This is a genomic window from Streptomyces graminilatus (assembly GCF_001418565.1).
GTDB lineage: Bacteria > Actinomycetota > Actinomycetes > Streptomycetales > Streptomycetaceae > Streptomyces > Streptomyces graminilatus.
The window spans coordinates 274-2,051 of record NZ_LIQQ01000698.1 but is presented as its reverse complement, the minus strand read 5'-3'; the positions used below and the strand labels follow the sequence as shown (position 1 = coordinate 2,051).

Sequence of the window (1,778 nt, the reverse complement as noted above, 5' to 3'; positions counted from 1 at the left end):
GGGTGGGGGTGGGTGCCGATGCCAGCAGGCTCGCGTATTTCTGTGCCTTGCGTCCGCGCGGTGTCGTGCGGCCGGTTTCCCATGCGCTTACCGTCCCTCGGCTGACGCCCACCCGCTGAGCGACCTGGGCCTGCGTCAGCGACTGCGACTCGCGCAGACGTCGGCGTTCGGCGGGCGGGGGCAACGGGATAGCGGGACTCTGCGTCACCGAGGGCCCTTTCGCACGTAAAAGTACATAAAACGTATATTGAGTGACACGTCGTGAGTTCGCCTATTACGTCGTGAAAGCGCGTGTCGTTGGGACCATGGCGCTCGTGACCCAGACGACCGACCGCCGGCTCCCCTTCCTGCCCCTGCGTACCCGGGTCCGCGCCCGAGTCCGAGTTCGCTCCCGAGTCCGCTCCCGGGTCCGCCCCGGGGTCCACGCCCGGGGCCGTTCCCCGTTGCGTGACCGGATCCGTGACCGGCTGCGCGACCGTTCCCCCGGACTGGGCGCCGGCCTGCTCGCCGGCGCGGTCGCGGCCGGGCTCGGGCTCGGTTCGTTCGCCGTGCTCGTCATGGTGCTCTGGATCAGCTCGCCCTATCCGGACAGCGGCCCCGACGGCGCGCTGCACATCGCCGCCGGGCTCTGGCTGCTCGCCCACGGCGCCGAACTCGTCCGTGCGGACAGCCTGTCCGGCGCCCCCGCTCCCGTGGGCGTCACCCCGCTCCTGCTGCTCGTGCTCCCGGTCTGGCTGCTGCACCGCGCCGCCCGCGACGCGACGGACGGCCCGGAGGGCGAAGGGACGGCGGAGGACGCGCCGCCGCTTCCCGCCCGTACCGTCTGGCTCGGCGTGGTCGCCGGATATCTGGCCGTCGGCGGGGGTGTCGCGCTGTACGCGGCCGGGGGCGGGCTGCGTCCCGACTGGGCGTGGACTGCCGTGAGCGTGCCGATGCTCGCCATGACGGCGGCCGGCGCCGGGGTGTGGACGGCGTACGGCCGACCGTGTGCGCCCGTGTCGGCCCGGGTGCTGCGTCCGCTGCCCAGGTCGGTCCGCCGGCTTGTGCCGGCCCGGGCTGCCCGTGGCCGGGGCCTGGCCGCCGTGCGGGCCGCCGGGGCCGGTACCGCTGTGCTCGTCGGGGGCGGGGCGCTGCTCGTCGCGGTGTCGCTGCTGGGGCACGGCGGGGCCGCCCGGGCCTCCTTCCTCCAGCTGACGGAGGCGTGGTCGGGCCGGATCGCCGTACTGCTGCTCTGTCTGGCCCTGATTCCCAACGCGGCGCTGTGGGGCGCGGCCTACGCCCTCGGCCCGGGGTTCGTGCTCGGCGCGGGCCGGGTCACCGGGCCGCTGGCCTCCGACCCGGCGCCGCCGCTGCCGCCGTTCCCGCTGCTGGCGGCGGTGCCGGACGCCGGCCCGGGCACCCCGCTGGCCTGGGCGGTCGCCTTTGTGCCGGTGGCCGCCGGGCTGACGGTGGCCTGGTTCACGGCGCGGGCGGCAGCCCCCGGTGAGGGGAGGACACCCTGGCCGGGCGGGCGTACAGCGGCGAACGCGGCTCTTGCCGCCGCTCTGTGCGCGGGCGCGCTCGCGCTGCTGGCCGCCCTGGCGGGCGGGCCGCTCGGGAACGATGCCCTGGCCCATGTCGGGCCGGTGTGGTGGCAGACGGGCGCGGCGACGCTGGCGTGGACGGCGGGGATCGCCGTCCCGGCGGCCCTGGGGCTGCGCGCATGGCGGCTGCGACCGCGGCTGCGGAAGCGGCCGAAGGCCACCGGCACGGACATCCGCACGGACATCCGCACGGAC

General features: G+C 76.2%; 2 protein-coding genes. One reads left to right on the top strand and one right to left on the bottom strand.

The window, feature by feature from the left end; genetic code table 11:
* A partial coding sequence (locus AOK08_RS44235) for a helix-turn-helix transcriptional regulator (RefSeq protein WP_157877009.1) occupies positions 1 to 208 on the bottom strand: 208 nt, incomplete at its 3' end.
* A gap of 106 nt (positions 209 to 314) precedes the next feature.
* On the opposite strand from AOK08_RS44235, the gene AOK08_RS40115 reads away from it, so the two are divergent.
* The coding region (locus AOK08_RS40115; RefSeq protein WP_422125818.1) for a cell division protein PerM at positions 315 to 1,778 on the top strand (1,464 nt) is incomplete at its 3' end.